The following is a 16,108-nucleotide window of genomic DNA, read 5'->3' as shown; positions in this document are numbered from 1 at the left end:
CGTCAGAATTACTTACTCCAGTCCTGTCGTAATTTCAGGAACTGGTTTTTGTAAGGGGCGATGGTCTTTAACAAGACGTCAGACCTGGAGAACCAGCTACGCCCCCATGAAATCTCCTTCTCGGCGTCGTCATACAACGTTGATTCAACTGTCCATCGATGCAGGCTAAAATGGCTCACTCTGGAGACCGAAGCAACCCGGCACTCATGAAGGGGCTGGAAGGGAGAGAACTCGAACTTATCGCATTTAACCAGTAGCGATGTTTCCTGGGTATTGGCAGCCAGTGCTGCTGAATCCAGAAGAAGCTGAAAGATGACAGTGTCTTTTACAGGTCCCCATGGGGTGGAGGCCTCTGGAGTGAGTCTGACCGATACTGAGCAAACCCCGCTTTCAAGATCGAGATTGGGGCGGACCCAGGCCCCAGACGCTGAAGAGAGGTACAGTGCCTGCAGAGCTTGGTGATGGTCTTGTCTGTCACTCATTGCGCTCCCTGAATACAGTGTTCGGCTGGGCCCCAACGGTGCCCGAAAAAGCTTTACGTTGCCGCCTCTGAAGACAGGAGACCCGTTAAAAAATCCGGGAGGAGCCCCCCGGCAACATAGTTTTACTTATCGAAAACACGATGATGTTTAGCAACATCGTGCATAGAATAACGAGCAATGGTTGCAGTATTGTTTCAGGTTCGAATCGTTGAATATTTTTTGGCGAATGCTTTCCAGTCGACGATGTTTCCTTCAGCTTTAAAGTGGACCAAATTCGCTATTGGTAAGCGAACGGAGAACGCACCTTGAGCCGAACGCCGTCAAGAAGCCTCTTGCTGGCGATCCGGACTTAGTAATGCCTCGAAAACATCCTGGCTTAGGGGCCGGAAGAACAGAAAGCCCTGAGCATAATCCCAGACAGCACGGGAGAAGGATTGCAATTGCTCGTCGCTTTCAACGCGTACTGCAACCACCTGAACGCCCATAACGTGAGCCATAGCGATTATCCCTTTCAGATGTCGATCGGAAGGGCCTGATCAAGATCGCGCCTTCGGAGTAACGCTTCTGCCCCGGATATGGCTCCAAAGCGGATATCGATAATAGGCTGATAAACATGGGCGTTTACTGGTGATCCTTAGGCTTGCTGGCGAACGCGGAAATGGCTCGTCGACCTGTGGTGTTTCTCAAGCCAGTCGATCAGTGAAAAAATGGTAAAGGTGTCATTTTCAACGCCATCGAAATCGACGCCAACGCCATTTTCTGACTTGCGGACAACATGCCCTGTGAGCCGGCGAAACTGCTTTTCCTGTTTGTCAGGAAAGCGGAATTCGAGTTCCAGGGTCTGGTTCAGCTGAACATCGGTGTAGTCTGTGGCAATAAAGAGTCCCCGTTTTGATGCATCCCGGATCTGTCCGGTTGCCACGGGCATGCCGCGTTTACAAACCAGCACGCCAAGCTTTCCATCTGTGCGTTTACTCAGTCTGTGTTCCATGTTTTCCTCCGTGATTCCGCAAGTATGTCACTCGCTGACATTGTCTGTACGGTAGCGTACATAGCTTTACGCTTTTTTTGACACCGCTCAAAAAACAACCTTATTTGTGGCAGGCGTCGCTGCAAAAATTGCCTTGCGATCCTACACTCAAGGAGCACACATTCTCAGGAGGAGATTGGTATGGCTAACATAACCCGCTGGAATCCGGTCAGGGAATTCGATGACCTGATGACCCGTTACAACCGGCTACTTGGCCTGTCACGCGGCAGCGATGAACGGGAAGGCAAAGACCTGTTCAGCAGCAGCGACTGGACCCCGGCCGTGGATATCAAGGAAACCCCGGAGGCCTTCAATATCGAGGCAGAATTACCGGGTATGTCCAAGGACGACGTGAAAGTCACTGTGCAGAACGGCGTTTTAAGCATTGAGGGTGAGCGGAAACAGGAAGAAGAGACCGACGACAAGAAGCAGCACCGCGTTGAGCGGTTCTACGGCAGCTTCCTGCGTCGATTTACCCTGCCCGAAAATGTGGACGAAGACAGCGTCAAGGCCAGTTTCAAGGATGGCGTTTTGTCCCTGACATTGACCAAGACCGAGCCCGCTGAACCCAAGGCTATTGAAGTGGACGTTCAGTAAACCGGCCCGGCCAGAAAGAGCAGAGCCGGGTTCAGTTCCCGGACTCTGCCGTTGCTTTCGCTTCGACCTTTTTGAGTGCCTCCTTGGAGCAAGGCTGCAAGGGACCGTGATGGCAGGTTGAGGATCGCCTCACCATTTTCATCCGCCGCGTTGAGACCCGCCCCGCTCGCGCGAGGCGACCGATAAAACGTTCAAAATCTCTGGCAATTATGGCCTGGTACCGCCCTTGGCCTCCACGCTAATGTTCTTGCAGTTGATATTGGTTGTGGCCTCCAAATCCACCAAGCTGAGCGCGAAAGGTTTAGAACAGGAAGCACGGTTTGCCCGACACGAAACCAAAATCGGTATCGAGTTAGAGATGAACGAGGCTCTGCCTGACCTATGAAAATGGTTTGTAGTATTTAAGTAGAAAGAGGCCATCGTTAGCGAGTTTCTCCGGGTGTATCCACGTCACTTCGACAAGCGTTCCAGAGCCCAACTAGTAAAACACAGAATGATGCAGGGCGCCTGGCGAGATGCCTGCAAGAAAGCGGGCTATGGAGGCATGTACTACCTTAGAGACCTCCACAAGAAAGGACTGACCGAGGAGTTCCTGAGCCAAGGAGAAAACGACAAAGGCGGCCATGAAACACAGGCCATGCGAAATCATTATCGGTTGATCAAGCCGCCCAAGCGGGCGAGGACAATGATCAGATTTGAGCGGGAACAGAAAGTTTCTGAGTGAGTCAGATAAAACCAAAAAAATCTCCAACGGACCTGATTGCTATGGAACTTCTACTAAGAGTACGCTCATTGTGTACACAAATAGGGTGAGAATCATGCAAACGATCAATGTTCGGGAAACTCGGGAAAAGCTCTCAAATCTTTTGGACGCTGTGGCCGCAGGAGAAGAGGTTGTCATTCTGCGCCACGGTAAACCTGCCGCACGCCTGACCGCGGCCTTGCCCGAAAAGATTCAGTTTCCAAACCGTTCGGAACTCAGGGCATCTCTGCCACCGGTCCGGGAAAGCTCTGCCCATGCGGTGCGGGAACTCGGAGACGAAGAGCGCTATTAATGCTGTACTTCGACACGAGCGCCGTTCTCCCCTACTACAGACAAGAGCACGCTAGCGATCGAGTTCAGGCATTGCTTGAGTCGCAAACCCAGCCGGTTCTTATCAGACACCTGACGGAAGTCGAGGTGGCAAGCGCACTGGGCCGATGGATTCGGATGGGAGAGCTCAGCGAACCCCAGGCGAACCGGATCGAAAGTGCATTCCATGATGATGTCAGCCATGGGCGCTTCAGCCTGCGCCCCATTGAAACCGCCCACTATAAACGGGCCAGCCACTGGATTGGCACAAGGAAGACAAGCTTGAGGACGTTGGATGCACTGCACTTGGCATGCGCAGAACATCACCAGGCTCAACTAATCAGTGAGGATGAAGCGTTGGTAAACGCGGCCATTTTCTTTGGCATAGACGCCCGTCTTGCTTCAAAGGGCGACTGAGCACCATGGCAAGCCCAAAACACCTCACTCGAACACTTTTTGAGCAATGGGAAACGGTATGGCGAAATAATCTTAGATATATTGCCAATGCCGAGGAAAGTTTAAATTTGGATCAGGAACCGGATGAGGTGCTGGAGCTTATTGAGGCCCTTAAGCTGAGCGGTAAAGCGTTAGAGCAAGAGGCTGTTTTTCTGGTCACACCAGACAGCTAACCAAGCTTGTTCAAGATGCTTTGCGCATTCGGTGATTCGCTCTTCTGCCAAGCATTGAAGCGGATAATATTTTGGGTTTAATTTGGGTATTTTTTGGGTGAGAAACTCAACTAAACTGAGCCAATTTAGCTTATTGATTTTAAAGGATAATAATGGAGGCGCGGGTCGGAATCGAACCGGCGTTAACGGAGTTGCAGTCCGCTGCATAACCACTCTGCCACCGCGCCGGGAAAAGTCCGAAGGGGATTCGTAACTTTTATGCTCTCAGGTGGGCATTGAGAGACCGTGTTAATTGGAGCGGGAAACGAGATTCGAACTCGCGACCCCAACCTTGGCAAGGTTGTGCTCTACCAACTGAGCTATTCCCGCTTGATCAACGAGAGCGTATTCTACGGATTCGGCTGTTGTCGTCAACCACTTTTTTCAACTTTCTGTTTTACTTCAGGTTCTGACTGTTTTTCACACAAAGGACAGGCAACCCGATGATAGAATTTCCGCTAGTATCAGGAGCACGCACCCATTTTTTCCTGAACACGGACACAGGAACTTCAGATGCCCTCACCCGGCCAGCTCGAGTATCACACTGATCGCCTCATCATCACTGGCGACTGGACACTGGCGAACTATGCCAGATTAAAGCAGGAAGTAGATGCTGCAATGGCATCAGAGAAAATGGCTGACCATTCCCCGGAGCTCAGCTCCATTGGGGCCCTGGACACAGCAGGCGCCTCTTTGCTGGCTGACCTGCTTGGCGCAAAAAGGTTGGAAGCGCTGACCGATGAAGCATCGGGACTTCCCCCTGAGCGCCGAGACCTGTTGCAGTTGGTGGCTGATGCCATGGCTACACCCGATAAGGACTGGCCCCGGCAGCGGTCGCCCATTGCCGCCTTTCTTGCCAGGCTTGGTCAGCAGGTTGAAGGTTACTGGGGCCAGCAACGTCTGCTGATGGGATTTACCGGTCAGATCCTGGCGACAATAGCCGCCATCTCTCCTAAGCCCTGGCGCTGGAGAATGACGTCTCTGGTCGCCCACATTCATCAGACCGGACTCAACGCGCTGCCCATCGTTGCCCTGCTGACCTTCCTGGTGGGTGCGGTTGTGGCCTTTCTGGGCGCAACCATTCTGGATGACTTCGGCGCAACCATTTACACGGTCAATCTGGTGGCGTTCTCCTTTTTACGGGAATTCGGCGTGCTGCTGGCCGCTATCCTTATGGCGGGCCGAACAGCCAGCGCCTTCACCGCCCAGCTTGGCTCCATGAAGGCCAATGAGGAAATCGATGCGTTGCGGACGTTCGGCCTGAGCCCGATTGAGCTTCTGGTGATTCCCCGGGTACTGGCAATGGTAATCTCGCTGCCGATACTCACCTTTGTCGGCATGATCAGTGGCATCGTTGGTGGTTCCCTTGTGTGCGTGATGACACTGGATATATCGATCCCCCAGATCCTTAACATCCTGGCAACCGATGTCAGCACTACTCATTTCCTGGTTGGGCTTGGAAAAGCCCCGGTTTTTGCCTTTGTTATCGCAGTGATTGGCTGCCTCGAGGGATTCAAGGCAAGCGGCAGTGCCGAGTCGGTCGGTGAGCACACCACCTCCGCCGTGGTACAGTCGATCTTCATGGTAATCCTGCTGGACTCCATTGCAGCGATTTTCTTCATGGAGATGGGTTGGTGAGTCAACAGGCCTCGAAACAGGATGTAGTGATCCGAGTCCGGTCGCTTTGCAACCGCTTCGGCAGTACCGAGGTCCACAAGAACCTGGATCTCGACCTCTATCGCCGGGAGATACTGGGTGTTGTCGGCGGCTCTGGGACCGGTAAGTCTGTGTTGTTGCGCAGTATTGTGGGGCTCCTTCAGCCAGACTCCGGAGTCATTGAGGTTTTCGGCCAGGAGCTGCAGGCGCTCTCGCCGGACCAGCGCTCCCGGGTCGAGCGGCGCTTTGGCGTGCTGTTCCAGAGTGGCGCCCTTTTTTCGTCGCTGACGCTGCAGGAAAATGTTGCCTTGCCGTTGATCGAACATGCAAGACTGTCCCGGAACGACGCGGAGCATCTGGCCAGGGTCAAGCTGGCGCTGGTAGGCCTTCCCGCCAATGCATCGGTCATGGTCCCCGCCCAGCTATCCGGTGGCATGGTTAAAAGGGCGGCCCTGGCAAGGGCACTGGCACTGGATCCGGAAGTTCTGTTTCTTGATGAGCCCACAGCCGGGCTGGATCCCATTGGTGCTGCGGCCTTCGACCGGCTGATCGTTACCTTGAGAGACGCCCTGGGCTTTAGCGTGTTTCTGGTCACCCACGACCTGGATACCCTGTACAGTACCTGTGATCGGGTGGCCGTATTATCCAACAAGCGCGTGCTGGTTGAGGGACCGCTCGAGACCGTTGAGGCTACCGACGACCCCTGGATCCGCGACTACTTCCACGGCCCGCGAGGCCGGGCTGTCCATCGCGCAAGGACAGCCACAACCGGAAATGTTGAATGAATCGGGAGAACTGCTGAGATGGAACCCAGAGCACATCATGTCCTGATTGGACTGTTTACGTTGGTCTTTCTCGCCAGCGCGCTGGTATTCGCACTCTGGCTCGGTAAAAGCAGCGCGGATCGCGAGTACGCCTGGTACGAGGTCATTTTTAACCGTGGTGTAAGCGGGCTGTCGGAGGGAAGCCCAGTCAAATACAGCGGAATTGAGGTGGGTGATGTCTCCGAACTGAGACTGGACCCCGAAGATCCCCGCAATGTGCGGGCGCTTATCCGGGTCTACAGTGATGTACCGATCAAGGAGGACACGCGCGCCGGGCTCGCTCTGACCAATATCACCGGCAGCATGAGCATCGAGCTCAAAGGCGGAACTCCGGACAGCCGCACGCTTGACGGTGATCGCAGTTCACCGCCCACTATTCGTGCTGAACCATCAACGTTCAGTACGCTCATGTCCAGCAGTGAGGAGCTTTTTGCCAAACTGGACAAGGTATTGTCGAACGCCAATGCCATGATCTCGCCAGAGAATGCCAGTAACCTCACCCGCAGCCTTAAAAATATCGAGGCCATGACAGCGGGCCTGCTGGAGCAGCGGGAAGAGCTGAGCAGGCTGGTGAGCAGCTTTGATCAGCTCAGTGGCCAGACCAAAGCCACTCTGGAAACCTTTCGCCGCTTTGGCGTTACGGCAAATTCCCTGCTGGACAATGAGGGTAGGCAGTTATTCGCCACCGCGCAGAGCGCCATGGATTCCCTGGATGCCTCCACTGCCCGGCTGAACGAACTTACCGCCAGAAATGCTGGTGCACTGGACCAGGGTATGCAGGGCGCTGCAGAACTTGCCCCCGCGATGCGGGAACTGCGCAATACCCTGCGAAGCCTCAACAGTGTGATCTATCGCTTTGAAGACGACCCGACAGGCCTTCTGCTGGGCCGCGACCCTATCCAGGAGTTTAATCCGTGACTGTCGTATTGATACGTTTACTGGTTGCCACCTTGGCAGCAATATCTCTGACCGCCTGCACCATTTTTCCGGACCAGCCGGCTCACCGGATATTCCAGTTGCCGGCGCCGGCAGTGCAGGAGCCCGTTGCTGACTCCGTCGACAGGACCCTGCGGGTCTCGACGCCCCTGGCAGTGGCACCCATCGACAGCACCCGCATCCTGGTCAAACCGGACGCCAATGAGATCCGTGCCTATGAGGGTTCCCGCTGGAGCAACCGGGCGCCGGTCATTGTTGGCAATCACCTGCTCGAATCGTTCCGTCAGGATGGGCGGGTGGCAACGGTAGTAACCGGCACCAGCGCCGTACAGAGCGATTTTACCCTGACCGGCGACCTCGCCGGCTTTCAGGCCGAGTATCAGGATGGCAAACCGGTTATCCACCTGGAGCTGAACCTGCAACTGATTGACGAACGCAGCCGAGAGTCCGTTGCAAGCAAACAGTTCAGAACCAGCCATCCGGCCACGGGAGAGGATATCGAAAGCGTGGTGGCGGCTTTCGGGAAGGCCAGTAATGAACTGGCCAGGCAGGTGATTGACTGGACGGTGACGCAGTTCTGAGTCGTATCAGCCTGTTTCTTTATCGGGGAACAGGTCCGGCCAGGCAGCCTTGAGATACAGAATCATCGACCAGAAGGTCAGCACGGCTGCGACATACAACAATGCCGTTCCCAGGTGGGCCCAGAGCACGCCTGGAGGAAATGCCAGCAACATGATGATGGCAACCATCTGGGCGGTGGTTTTGATTTTACCAATATAGGACACCGCAACACTTCCACGGCTTCCGATTTCCGCCATCCATTCACGCAATGCCGAAATCACAATTTCGCGGCCAATAATCACCGTGGCTGGAATAGTGAGAATGAAGCTGGCATGGGATTCAATCAGCACCGTCAGGGCAACGGCCACCATCAGTTTGTCCGCAACCGGATCCAGAAAGGCACCGAAGGGAGTGCTTTGATCCAGCTTTCTCGCCAGGTACCCGTCCAGCCAGTCAGTCGCCGCAGCCAGACCGAATATGGCCGCGCTGACAACGTAGCTCCATTCAGCCGGCAGGTAATAGATGATCACAAAAACCGGGATCATCAGGATGCGGGAAAGAGTGAGAATATTTGGTAAATTCATGCTGTCCCTATTCGTCATGCAGTACTGCGTAGATGGTTTCTGCCAGGTTCCTGCTGATTCCCTGAACCTTGGACATTTCGTCGACACTGGCCTTGCGAAGCTCCTGAATGCCGCCAAAATAACGGATCAGGTCCCGACGGCGCTTCGGCCCTACCCCCTCGATACCCTCAAGGGTAGACTGGCGGCGTTTTTTGTCACGCCTGGCTCGATGGCCTGTGATGGCAAAGCGGTGTGACTCGTCCCGTATATGCTGAATCAGGTGCAATGCCGGAGAGTCGGCCGGTACCCGATACAGGTCGCCGGTCATGGCATCAATCAACTGCTCCATTCCCGCCCGCCGTGTGACGCCTTTCGCCACGCCAATCAGCGGAATATCGATAACCCCAAGCTGATCAAAGACTTCCCGGGCAATGTTCAACTGCCCCTTACCACCGTCGATGAACACCAGGTCCGGCCTTTTACCCTCACCGGCTACCATCCGCTTGTATCGCCGTGTCAGTACCTGGCGCATGGCGTCATAGTCATCCCCGGCGGTGACCCCTTCAATATTATAAAGGCGGTAGTCGCTCTTCAGCGGCCCATTCTCGTCGAAAACCACGCAGGATGCGACCGTGTTTTCACCATGGCTGTGGCTGATATCGAAACACTCCATGCGCGATGGGGTTTCGGGGAGGTCCAGCAAATCCCGCAGGGCCAGAAGGCGACGATAGACGGTTTCCTTGCTGGCCAGGTGTGACAGCAAGGTCTGGCGGGCATTGGTCATGGCCAGTTCCAGCCAGCGCCGGCGCTCGCCCCTTACATTCTTGCGAACCCGGGTGTCCCGACCCGCGGACTCTGTCAGCGCCTGCGACAGTAGCTCCTGTTCTTCCACATCCACTGGCACCAGAATATCCGGCGGTATTTCCCGCCGCGTGCTGCCACCGAAATAATACTGGCCCAGGAACGCGCTCAACAGTTCGCCTTCTGACTGCTCAATGGAATACCGCGGAAAGTAATCCTTGGTGCCAAGTACCCGACCACCGCGAACGATGATAACAACAATACAGACCACCCCGGCGTCCTGGGCAATGGCAACAACATCCGCGTCGCCGCCTTCGCCGTCCACACTCTGCTGCTCCTGCACATGCCGCAGGTGGTTGATCTGGTCACGGTAGGCGGCCGCTTTCTCGAACTCCAGATTTTTCGACGCGGTTTCCATCGCCGTCATCAGGTCCTGCAGAATCGCAGGGTTCTTGCCCTCCAGGAACATGGTGGCGTGGCGCATGTCCTCCTGGTATTCCTCAGGCGTAATAAACCCAACGCAAGGAGCCGTGCAGCGGTTGATCTGGTACTGCAGACAGGGCCGGGTTCTATTCCTGAAATAGCTTTCACTACAGGATCTTATACGGAATATCTTTTGTAGGATGTTAAGACTTTCTTTGACCGCCCCCGAGCTTGGGAAAGGGCCGTACCAGGTGCCACCGCCCTTTTTCGTGCGCCCCCGCCGGAAGGTCAGCGATGGGTAATCATCGTGTGATGACAGGTAGATGTAGGGATAGGATTTATCATCCCGCAGCAGGATGTTGTAAGGGGGCCGCAGGGACTTGATCAGGTTCTGCTCAAGCAGCAGCGCTTCCGTTTCGCTACTGGTGATGGTGACCTCAATGGAGTCTATCCGGGAAACCAGGGCCTCGGTTTTCGGGGCCAGTCCGGACTTGCGGAAATAACTGGTTACACGCTTCTTGAGGTTGCGGGCCTTGCCCACGTACAGCACGTTGCCGCTGGCGTCATACATGCGATAGACGCCGGGCCGTTCGGTCAGCTGTTTGAGGAAGCTTTTGGTGTCGAACTCCCTGTTGTTCCCTGCCTCGGCAGTATCAGCCGGGGAGTCAGACCTTGTCGGCATCGAGCAATCCGAGCCTGACCGCCATCAATGCCAACTCGACGTCACTGGAAATTTCCAGTTTTTCGAAAATCCGATAGCGGTAACTGTTAACGGTTTTAGGGCTGAGGCAAAGTTTGTCGGAAATATCCTGCACTTTCTGGCAGCCCACGACCATCAGGGCAATCTGCATTTCACGCTCGGACAAACGGTCAAAAAGGGTCAACTCGCCATCCCCGTCCCGGGCATCTCCGCCGCCGAGCTGCTTGAGCGCCATTTTCTGGGCGATTTCGGGGCTGATATAGCGTTGCCCCGAGTGCGCCATACGGATAGCCCGCACCATTTCCCTGATGTCAGCACCCTTGGTGATGTACGCCGAGGCGCCGGCCTGCATAACGCGTGTTGGGAAGGGGTCATCCGCGCAAGCCGTAACCACGATGACCCGGATCGCATCGTCAATACGAAGTATGCGGCGTGTTGCTTCCAGTCCGCCTATACCCGGCATGCGGATATCCATCAACACGATGTCCGGGCTGTCTTTGCGCACAAAATCGATGGCCTCCTCGCCTGAGGAGGCCTCGCCAATGACGTCAATGTCCGGGTTGTCCGCCAGCATCCGGGTAATACCGGACCTGACCAGTTCATGGTCGTCTACAACCAATACCCTGATCAAAATTCACCTCGCATGCGGCTTTATTGGAATGCGGAAATTGTACCGGTTAAGGGCCCCCGGCGGTAGATACATCCATCGATACCGGACCTGGGTCACAGGCTTTTTCCCGGGACACCCAGGCTCGCGGCATTCTCGACCGGATCAAACCAGACCACCAGCTCCCTACGCCGGACCGCTGACTTTACGCGCTCCCGCTCTGCCATGGGGTTTTCCGTGTCGTTGAGTCCGTGATAGCGGGTGCAATATTCATCGACAAGCCCGTCTAACTGGTCGTCCGAGAGCAGTTCCGCGTCTACCACGAATTTTTCTTCCCGGGGATCCGGCTGGGGCTCCTGGCCTGTGTCTTCGGTCATTATCGGCTATGCCTCAAACGCTCAATGGTAATGGCTTTGACGCAGATGTAGAAGGCCTGACTTCTCAACAGCGGCGGTATTCTCTATCATGCCGGGCTTTGCGCTGTCCGGGGCAACATGAACCAGTCCATTTTCCGCCTAACGCTGCCGATCCTGTTCGGCTACCTGCCCCTGGGCATGGCCTTTGGCGTGCTGTTTACGACCCAACTGGATTATCCCTGGTGGGCGGCGCCAGTCATGGGCATTCTTGTTTATGCCGGTGCTGGTCAGATACTTGCAGTCAGCCTGCTGGCCGCGAACGCCGGGCTGCTGGAAGTATTCGTTGCCATGTTTGTGCTGAATGCCCGCCATCTCTTCTACGGGCTGTCGCTGTTGGGGCAATTTCAGGGGGCAGGATGGCGCAAAGTTTACCTCATTTTTGGCCTGACCGATGAAACCTACTCCCTGCTGACGAGCCGCGCACGCTCCCCGGACAGGCATCATGAGCAGATGGTGGATTTCCGAATCACTTTCTTCAACCAGTGCTACTGGGTCGCAGGCTGTGCCCTCGGTGCCCTTCTGGGTGCCAACGTGGCGTTCGACAGCACCGGTATCGAGTTTGCGCTTGTAGCGCTCTTCATCGTCCTGACCATCGAGCAATACAAGGCACTCGGTGATACCTTCCCGCTGTTTGCTGGGGCTGGCGCAGCCGCACTCGCCATTCTTGTTCTGCCGCAGGCACACCAACTGATCGGAGCCATAGTGGTTGTTACCCTGGTATTGCTGGTGCAGTACCGCAAGCTTCGCCATTCCCTCATTGAGGGCGGGGCTGATCATGTCTGACATGTGGTATCTGACCGGATTCATTGCGGTCGCAGCCGCTGCCACCTTCGCAACCCGGGTCATTCCGTTCCTGTTTTTCCACAGACATACGGAACACCCTCTGGTTCGCCACCTCGGCCGTTACCTTCCCGCAGCGGTCATGGCCCTGCTGGCAACAGTGTTTCTCCAGCGCTCCGCTACCTGGAATAACGCCCTTCCGGGGTTTGATGCACTGGTTCCCGCCGTGCTGGTCGTAGCGATTCACCTTTGGCGACGCAACGCGCTTTTGTCCATCGCTTCTGGCACGATGGCCTATATGGCAATACTGCAGCTGAACCTGATACAGGCGTAAATCATGGCTCCCCACAAGCCTTTCTCCCAGGCCTGCGAGAACAACAAGCAGCCGATTCTCGAGCGCATCCGACAGACATTTACCGGGCCGGGTACAATACTCGAGATCGGCACCGGCACGGGCCAGCACGCTGTTCATTTTGCCTCGGCAATGCCCTATCTTGTCTGGCAGCCCAGCGACCGCCCGGGTGCCAGCAGCCACTGTCTGGGCTGGATTGAGGATTCCACCCTGACCAATATTTGTCCGCCTGTGGAACTGGACGCGGCATCAGCAGACTGGCCAGTTGAGCGCATTGATGGCGCCTACTCGGCGAACACCGCTCACATCATGGCCTGGAATGAGGTGGAGTCCATGTTCGCCGGGCTCGCACGGCGAATGCATACCGGAATGCCGTTTTGCCTTTACGGCCCATTCAGCTACGGTGGCGCCCATACCAGTGACAGCAACCGGCTGTTCGACCGGCACCTTCGCGCTCAGGCGCCACACATGGGCATTCGCGATATGGATGACCTGCTGGGGCTGGCAGCGCAGGCGGGATTCCGGCTCGAAAGCGACCATGGGATGCCCGCCAACAACCGATTGCTGGTCTGGCGTAAACTGTAGGCAGTCATCCATCAAAGAAGAGTCTTCGCAAAAGGGAGGATCAGACCATGAGCCAGCAGAGGCTGACGATGTTGATCAGCGGCAAGGTACAGGGGGTTTACTATCGCGCGTCCGCAGCCGAGAAGGCAACTGAACTCGGCGTGACCGGCTACGCGAAAAACCTGCCCGATGGCCGCGTGGAACTGGTCGCCGAAGGCCCTTCAGCAGCACTGAGTTCTCTCAGGCAATGGTGTCATGAGGGGCCGCCTGCGGCAAAGGTGGACGGGATCGACGCCAACGAAAGTCCGGCCACAGGTGAATTTACCCGCTTCGAGACCCGGTAAGCTCCGGCAGAATGGCGCTCCTGGACACCTTTCTACACACCCTTGAGATCACCCTGCCGGTATTCGCCATGGTGTTTATCGGGCTGGGCCTCAGGGGCCTGGGCTGGATAGACGCCACCTTCATCAACACCGCGTCGGCGCTGGTGTTTCGGGCTACTCTGCCCACCCTGGTGTTCCTGAGTATTGTACGGGCAGACCTGGACACTACCCTCAACCCCGCATTACTGGGATTTTTCGTGGCCGCGACACTGGCCAGCTTTCTCTTATCCTGGCTGTGGGCCATGCGTGCCGTGCCAGCGATTGATCGGGGGGTGTATGTCCAGGGCGCCTTCCGGGGTAATTGCGGGATTGTCGGCCTGGCGCTGGCCGCCAGTCTTTACGGCGATTACGGTCTGTCTGCCGGCGGTTTGCTGCTGGGGGTGGTGATCATTTCCTACAATGCGCTCTCGGTCATCGTGCTGACCACCTATCAACCGGGACAGTCTGCCAGCTGGAGCCGAATCCTCGGTGATATCGTCCGCAATCCTCTGATCCTGGCCGTGCTGGTCGCCGTGCCCTTTGCATGGTCGGGCATCACTCTGCCCGCGTGGCTGATGACCAGTGGCGACTATTTTGCCTCCCTCACCCTGCCCCTGGCCTTGCTGTGTATTGGCGGAACCCTGTCCTTGAGCGCCATGCGCAATGACCGCAAGCTGGCCATCAGTGCCAGTGTCATGAAGATGGTGACGCTGCCGGTCCTATGCACACTGGCTGCCTGGCTGGCAGGATTTGAAGGCCGGGAACTCGGATTGATGTTCCTGTTCTTTGCCAGCCCCACTGCGGCCGCGAGCTTCGTGATGGTCAAGGCACTGGGTGGCAACGACCGACTGGCTGCCAATATAGTGGCTCTGACCACCTTGATGGCCAGCGCGACAGTAACCCTTGGCGTCTTTGCGCTGCGCACTGCAGGGATAATCTGAACAATGAATCGACATTTACAATACTGGATAATATTTGAGAGCCTATTAGAGGACAAATATTTCGATAGTCAGCAGTGCAGAGTAATTGCAATGAATGAGATGTTGAACAAACTGGCAGCCGCCGTCTCGGACGACGAAGACCTGGAAACGCTGGTCAAATCGCTGCTGGAACTTCTGGAAGCCGTGACAGGGCTGGAATCCACTTACCTGACTAGCATTGATACTGCCAAAGGTGTGCAGAGAATAGTCTTTGCCCGCAACAGCAAAAATCTGTCTATTCCGGAGGGGTTAACAGTTTCCTGGGGTGACACACTGTGCAAGCGTGCGATCGATGAAGGGCAGCTGTATACCGATAACGTCAGATATCTCTGGGGAGATTCAGAGGCGGCAAAGACGCTCGGACTTGTTACCTACGTCAGCGAACCGGTGCACATTGGTGACAACGAACTTTACGGGACGCTGTGTGGCGCGAGCAGGCACAAGGTCAAGGTATCGGACGAAGCCCGGCGCTTGCTTGCCATGTTCAGTCGCCTGATTGCTCGCCAACTGGAAAGGGACCAGTTGCTCGCAACGCTCAGGCGCGAGCACATAACACTGCAGGAGTATGCGCGCTCTGACCCGCTGACCGGCATTCCCAACCGCCGCGCGATGGACGCTGAGCTGAAGCGCTCACTGGCTAATGCAGACCGTGGCAATGGCCGCATTCATCTTGCCTTCATCGATCTGGACGGGTTCAAGTCTATCAATGATGACTATGGTCACGACGCGGGAGACCGGTTCCTGATCGAGATGGCGAAAAGAATCAAAGCCGGTCTCCGGGAAGGCGACTTCATCGCCCGTATCGGAGGCGATGAATTTGTTGTATTTGGTACTGCTTTTTCCAGTGATTACGAAAGGAGCCGAATAGCGATACGGCAACGGCTCGAAGCTCTGAGTCGGGGCACATTTCATCTGGGCATGACCAGTATCGATTATGAGGGGGCCAGCGTCGGTGTCGTAACCTCAGAGCCCGGCATGAAAAGCCCGGAGGCGTTGCTTGCCCGGGCGGATGACGCGATGTATCAGGTGAAGAGGGAGAGACGGAAGCACACTGCCGAACTCAAATAGTCCCAGGGAGGGATTATTCGGGCTTCTGGCCGTCAGTCCGGGAGTCAGGCTTCGGTAGAGCTCGCGAGGGCCCTTCCTACCTCCCTGCCAGTCCTTCAATAAAAAACCCCAGCATTTCTGCTGGGGTTTTGTATTGGCGGAGAGGGAGGGATTCGAACCCTCGAAACGCTATTAACGTTTACACACTTTCCAGGCGTGCGCCTTCAGCCACTCGGCCACCTCTCCAATAAACTGTTCCAAATCAGCAATTTTGTCGCTCATTTGAGGGCGCAAACTCTAATGGTTTTGGCGGGATTTGGCAACTCCAATTTTGAAATCGTTTCACCTGGAGTGCTCCGGGGCTCGAGCTGACTAGCGATTGAACAAGTTCAGGACGATCGTAAGGAGGACGCTGATCAGGATCATCGAGGTGACAGGAATGAACAGCTGACTCCTGTCTGAGCGGATATTGATGTCCCCGGGCAGCTTGCCGAACCACTGGAACAGCCAGGGGGCAAAGTGAACCAGCAGGCCCAGAACAACCAGTGCTATACCCGCCATTATTAACCAACGTGACATTCCGGCTCCACTTCGATATGAATCGTTTAAGCAATCAATAGGGCTCATATTCATGGATAAGTAAAGATCACTTCAACCCCCGGTGCGGGCGTTCTACGCTAGTGTGTT

The 16,108-nt window shown here is 55.8% G+C and carries 22 protein-coding genes and 3 tRNA genes; 14 read left to right on the top strand and 11 right to left on the bottom strand.

Features of this window, described 5'->3' with window-relative positions:
• Positions 1–8: 8 nt before the first annotated feature.
• The 3 genes from DIT71_RS07800 to DIT71_RS07790 all read right to left on the bottom strand — a co-directional run bounded on the left by DIT71_RS07800 (position 9) and on the right by DIT71_RS07790 (position 1,473).
• Entirely contained in the window at positions 9–482 is a 474-nt protein-coding gene (locus DIT71_RS07800; protein WP_114612640.1) for a hypothetical protein, read from the bottom strand.
• A 320-nt stretch (positions 483–802) separates the two neighbouring features.
• Positions 803–985, bottom strand: a complete 183-nt coding sequence (locus DIT71_RS07795; RefSeq protein WP_227538032.1) for a hypothetical protein — start codon at positions 983–985, stop codon at positions 803–805.
• 131 nt (positions 986–1,116) lie between these two features.
• The gene (locus DIT71_RS07790; RefSeq protein WP_114612638.1) at positions 1,117–1,473 is read right to left on the bottom strand and encodes a PilZ domain-containing protein; all 357 of its coding nucleotides are present in this window, start codon (positions 1,471–1,473) and stop codon (positions 1,117–1,119) included.
• Between the two features lie 180 nt (positions 1,474–1,653).
• Here DIT71_RS07790 and DIT71_RS07785 point away from each other — a divergent pair, with 180 nt between their 5' ends.
• The 4 genes from DIT71_RS07785 (at position 1,654) to DIT71_RS17850 (ending at position 3,810) form a co-directional block, all read left to right on the top strand.
• Positions 1,654–2,109 carry an Hsp20/alpha crystallin family protein gene (locus DIT71_RS07785; RefSeq protein WP_114612637.1) on the top strand — a complete coding sequence of 152 codons (456 nt, stop codon included), beginning with the start codon at positions 1,654–1,656 and terminating at the stop codon, positions 2,107–2,109.
• 818 nt (positions 2,110–2,927) lie between these two features.
• The gene (locus tag DIT71_RS07775) at positions 2,928–3,164 is read left to right on the top strand and encodes a type II toxin-antitoxin system Phd/YefM family antitoxin (protein WP_114612635.1); all 237 of its coding nucleotides are present in this window, start codon (positions 2,928–2,930) and stop codon (positions 3,162–3,164) included.
• Positions 3,164–3,598: a type II toxin-antitoxin system VapC family toxin gene (locus DIT71_RS07770; protein WP_114612634.1), complete on the top strand. Its 435-nt coding sequence runs from the start codon at positions 3,164–3,166 to the stop codon at positions 3,596–3,598. The genes DIT71_RS07775 and DIT71_RS07770 overlap by 1 nt, the downstream gene beginning before the upstream one ends.
• 5 nt (positions 3,599–3,603) lie before the next feature.
• Positions 3,604–3,810: a hypothetical protein gene (locus DIT71_RS17850; RefSeq protein WP_144114483.1), complete on the top strand. Its 207-nt coding sequence runs from the start codon at positions 3,604–3,606 to the stop codon at positions 3,808–3,810.
• 153 nt (positions 3,811–3,963) lie between these two features.
• Here the strand turns inward: DIT71_RS17850 and DIT71_RS07765 are convergent.
• Together DIT71_RS07765 and DIT71_RS07760 are read right to left on the bottom strand one after the other, a co-directional pair.
• Positions 3,964–4,037: transfer RNA gene (locus DIT71_RS07765), tRNA-Cys, on the bottom strand.
• 66 nt (positions 4,038–4,103) lie between these two features.
• Positions 4,104–4,179: transfer RNA gene (locus DIT71_RS07760), tRNA-Gly, on the bottom strand.
• A 183-nt stretch (positions 4,180–4,362) separates the two neighbouring features.
• Between DIT71_RS07760 and DIT71_RS07755 the strand changes: the two genes are divergently transcribed.
• Genes DIT71_RS07755 through DIT71_RS07740 form a run of 4 tightly spaced genes read left to right on the top strand, consistent with a single transcriptional unit; the run spans position 4,363 to position 7,846 of the window.
• Positions 4,363–5,487 (top strand): MlaE family ABC transporter permease, encoded by a 1,125-nt coding sequence (locus DIT71_RS07755; RefSeq protein WP_114612633.1) that lies wholly within the window; start codon positions 4,363–4,365, stop codon positions 5,485–5,487.
• Positions 5,484–6,290: an ABC transporter ATP-binding protein gene (locus tag DIT71_RS07750; RefSeq protein ID WP_114612632.1), complete on the top strand. Its 807-nt coding sequence runs from the start codon at positions 5,484–5,486 to the stop codon at positions 6,288–6,290. The genes DIT71_RS07755 and DIT71_RS07750 overlap by 4 nt, the downstream gene beginning before the upstream one ends.
• Positions 6,291–6,308: 18 nt before the next feature.
• A complete protein-coding gene (locus DIT71_RS07745; RefSeq protein ID WP_114612631.1) occupies positions 6,309–7,247 on the top strand; it encodes an MlaD family protein in 939 nt (312 codons plus the stop codon).
• The gene (locus DIT71_RS07740) at positions 7,244–7,846 is read left to right on the top strand and encodes an ABC-type transport auxiliary lipoprotein family protein (protein WP_114612630.1); all 603 of its coding nucleotides are present in this window, start codon (positions 7,244–7,246) and stop codon (positions 7,844–7,846) included. The genes DIT71_RS07745 and DIT71_RS07740 overlap by 4 nt, the downstream gene beginning before the upstream one ends.
• A 6-nt stretch (positions 7,847–7,852) precedes the next feature.
• Here DIT71_RS07740 and pgsA read toward each other — a convergent pair whose 3' ends face one another.
• The 4 genes from pgsA to DIT71_RS07720 all read right to left on the bottom strand — a co-directional run bounded on the left by pgsA (position 7,853) and on the right by DIT71_RS07720 (position 11,297).
• Complete coding sequence (gene pgsA / locus DIT71_RS07735; RefSeq protein ID WP_114612906.1) at positions 7,853–8,410, bottom strand: CDP-diacylglycerol--glycerol-3-phosphate 3-phosphatidyltransferase; 558 nt, start codon at positions 8,408–8,410, stop codon at positions 7,853–7,855.
• A 7-nt stretch (positions 8,411–8,417) separates the two neighbouring features.
• Positions 8,418–10,295 carry an excinuclease ABC subunit UvrC gene (gene uvrC, locus DIT71_RS07730; RefSeq protein ID WP_114612629.1) on the bottom strand — a complete coding sequence of 626 codons (1,878 nt, stop codon included), beginning with the start codon at positions 10,293–10,295 and terminating at the stop codon, positions 8,418–8,420.
• Entirely contained in the window at positions 10,279–10,944 is a 666-nt protein-coding gene (gene uvrY, locus DIT71_RS07725) for a UvrY/SirA/GacA family response regulator transcription factor (RefSeq protein WP_114612628.1), read from the bottom strand. Before uvrY ends, uvrC begins: the two co-directional genes overlap by 17 nt.
• A gap of 92 nt (positions 10,945–11,036) precedes the next feature.
• A complete protein-coding gene (locus tag DIT71_RS07720; protein ID WP_114612627.1) occupies positions 11,037–11,297 on the bottom strand; it encodes a YheU family protein in 261 nt (86 codons plus the stop codon).
• Between the two features lie 117 nt (positions 11,298–11,414).
• On the opposite strand from DIT71_RS07720, the gene DIT71_RS07715 reads away from it, so the two are divergent.
• The 6 genes from DIT71_RS07715 (at position 11,415) to DIT71_RS07690 (ending at position 15,442) form a co-directional block, all read left to right on the top strand.
• On the top strand, positions 11,415–12,119 hold the full coding sequence (locus tag DIT71_RS07715; protein WP_114612626.1) for an AzlC family ABC transporter permease: 705 nt from the start codon (positions 11,415–11,417) through the stop codon (positions 12,117–12,119).
• Entirely contained in the window at positions 12,112–12,450 is a 339-nt protein-coding gene (locus DIT71_RS07710) for a branched-chain amino acid transporter permease (protein ID WP_114612625.1), read from the top strand. Before DIT71_RS07715 ends, DIT71_RS07710 begins: the two co-directional genes overlap by 8 nt.
• A gap of 3 nt (positions 12,451–12,453) precedes the next feature.
• Positions 12,454–13,053 (top strand): DUF938 domain-containing protein, encoded by a 600-nt coding sequence (locus DIT71_RS07705; protein ID WP_114612624.1) that lies wholly within the window; start codon positions 12,454–12,456, stop codon positions 13,051–13,053.
• A 47-nt stretch (positions 13,054–13,100) separates the two neighbouring features.
• Positions 13,101–13,376 carry an acylphosphatase gene (locus DIT71_RS07700; protein WP_114612623.1) on the top strand — a complete coding sequence of 92 codons (276 nt, stop codon included), beginning with the start codon at positions 13,101–13,103 and terminating at the stop codon, positions 13,374–13,376.
• Between the two features lie 11 nt (positions 13,377–13,387).
• Positions 13,388–14,335 (top strand): AEC family transporter, encoded by a 948-nt coding sequence (locus DIT71_RS07695; protein WP_114612622.1) that lies wholly within the window; start codon positions 13,388–13,390, stop codon positions 14,333–14,335.
• A gap of 90 nt (positions 14,336–14,425) precedes the next feature.
• Positions 14,426–15,442, top strand: a complete 1,017-nt coding sequence (locus DIT71_RS07690; RefSeq protein ID WP_114612621.1) for a sensor domain-containing diguanylate cyclase — start codon at positions 14,426–14,428, stop codon at positions 15,440–15,442.
• 134 nt (positions 15,443–15,576) lie between these two features.
• Here the strand turns inward: DIT71_RS07690 and DIT71_RS07685 are convergent.
• Together DIT71_RS07685 and DIT71_RS07680 are read right to left on the bottom strand one after the other, a co-directional pair.
• Positions 15,577–15,667 (bottom strand) — tRNA-Ser (locus tag DIT71_RS07685).
• A gap of 126 nt (positions 15,668–15,793) precedes the next feature.
• Complete coding sequence (locus DIT71_RS07680) at positions 15,794–16,000, bottom strand: DUF2905 domain-containing protein (RefSeq protein ID WP_114612620.1); 207 nt, start codon at positions 15,998–16,000, stop codon at positions 15,794–15,796.
• Positions 16,001–16,108 lie beyond the last annotated feature (108 nt).

Source organism: Marinobacter vulgaris, from assembly GCF_003344045.1.
In the GTDB taxonomy this organism is placed as follows: domain Bacteria; phylum Pseudomonadota; class Gammaproteobacteria; order Pseudomonadales; family Oleiphilaceae; genus Marinobacter; species Marinobacter vulgaris.
This window is presented reverse-complemented; position numbering and strand designations above follow the sequence as displayed.

What these genes read in the sequence shown, in the direction of transcription:
- DIT71_RS07800 (WP_114612640.1), bottom strand. Translation starts at nt 482, where the DNA reads ATGAGTGACAGACAAGACCATCACCAAGCTCTGCAGGCACTGTACCTC.
- DIT71_RS07790 (WP_114612638.1), bottom strand. Translation starts at nt 1,473, where the DNA reads ATGGAACACAGACTGAGTAAACGCACAGATGGAAAGCTTGGCGTGCTG.
- DIT71_RS07785 (WP_114612637.1), top strand. Translation starts at nt 1,654, where the DNA reads ATGGCTAACATAACCCGCTGGAATCCGGTCAGGGAATTCGATGACCTG.
- DIT71_RS07775 (WP_114612635.1), top strand. Translation starts at nt 2,928, where the DNA reads ATGCAAACGATCAATGTTCGGGAAACTCGGGAAAAGCTCTCAAATCTT.
- DIT71_RS07770 (WP_114612634.1), top strand. Translation starts at nt 3,164, where the DNA reads ATGCTGTACTTCGACACGAGCGCCGTTCTCCCCTACTACAGACAAGAG.
- DIT71_RS17850 (WP_144114483.1), top strand. Translation starts at nt 3,604, where the DNA reads ATGGCAAGCCCAAAACACCTCACTCGAACACTTTTTGAGCAATGGGAA.
- DIT71_RS07755 (WP_114612633.1), top strand. Translation starts at nt 4,363, where the DNA reads ATGCCCTCACCCGGCCAGCTCGAGTATCACACTGATCGCCTCATCATC.
- DIT71_RS07745 (WP_114612631.1), top strand. Translation starts at nt 6,309, where the DNA reads ATGGAACCCAGAGCACATCATGTCCTGATTGGACTGTTTACGTTGGTC.
- pgsA (WP_114612906.1), bottom strand. Translation starts at nt 8,410, where the DNA reads ATGAATTTACCAAATATTCTCACTCTTTCCCGCATCCTGATGATCCCG.
- uvrC (WP_114612629.1), bottom strand. Translation starts at nt 10,295, where the DNA reads ATGCCGACAAGGTCTGACTCCCCGGCTGATACTGCCGAGGCAGGGAAC.
- DIT71_RS07720 (WP_114612627.1), bottom strand. Translation starts at nt 11,297, where the DNA reads ATGACCGAAGACACAGGCCAGGAGCCCCAGCCGGATCCCCGGGAAGAA.
- DIT71_RS07715 (WP_114612626.1), top strand. Translation starts at nt 11,415, where the DNA reads ATGAACCAGTCCATTTTCCGCCTAACGCTGCCGATCCTGTTCGGCTAC.
- DIT71_RS07710 (WP_114612625.1), top strand. Translation starts at nt 12,112, where the DNA reads ATGTCTGACATGTGGTATCTGACCGGATTCATTGCGGTCGCAGCCGCT.
- DIT71_RS07705 (WP_114612624.1), top strand. Translation starts at nt 12,454, where the DNA reads ATGGCTCCCCACAAGCCTTTCTCCCAGGCCTGCGAGAACAACAAGCAG.
- DIT71_RS07700 (WP_114612623.1), top strand. Translation starts at nt 13,101, where the DNA reads ATGAGCCAGCAGAGGCTGACGATGTTGATCAGCGGCAAGGTACAGGGG.
- DIT71_RS07695 (WP_114612622.1), top strand. Translation starts at nt 13,388, where the DNA reads ATGGCGCTCCTGGACACCTTTCTACACACCCTTGAGATCACCCTGCCG.
- DIT71_RS07690 (WP_114612621.1), top strand. Translation starts at nt 14,426, where the DNA reads ATGAATGAGATGTTGAACAAACTGGCAGCCGCCGTCTCGGACGACGAA.
- DIT71_RS07680 (WP_114612620.1), bottom strand. Translation starts at nt 16,000, where the DNA reads ATGTCACGTTGGTTAATAATGGCGGGTATAGCACTGGTTGTTCTGGGC.